Here is a 345-nt window from a genome sequence, read left to right as displayed (position 1 = left end):
TTACCACTTTGTGATTCATGACTGGGGTGAAGTCGTAACAAGGTAACCGTAGGGGAACCTGCGGTTGGATCACCTCCTTACCTTAAAGAACCTGCCTTTGTAGTGCTCACACAGATTGTCTGATGAATGATGAATTTCAAAATGTACTGCGAAGTGCATTGTGAAATTTTGCTCTTTAAAAATCTGGATCAAGCTGAAAATTGAAACGACACGTCTTAAATGGTGTGTTCGAGTCTCTCAAATTTTCGCAATCAGAAGTGAAACATCTTCGGGTTGTGAGGTTAAGCGACTAAGCGTACACGGTGGATGCCCTGGCAGTCAGAGGCGATGAAGGACGTGCTAATC

At 43.8% G+C, this 345-nt stretch carries 1 rRNA gene; it reads left to right on the top strand.

From position 1 onward, the window contains the following. Nucleotides 1–80, top strand: a 16S ribosomal RNA gene (locus tag HED65_RS22465); the annotation flags it as partial. Between the last annotated feature and the right edge of the window lie 265 nt (nt 81–345).

It is taken from the genome of Pantoea sp. LS15 (genome assembly GCF_012241585.1).
Lineage (GTDB): Bacteria > Pseudomonadota > Gammaproteobacteria > Enterobacterales > Enterobacteriaceae > Enterobacter.
This window is presented reverse-complemented; position numbering and strand designations above follow the sequence as displayed.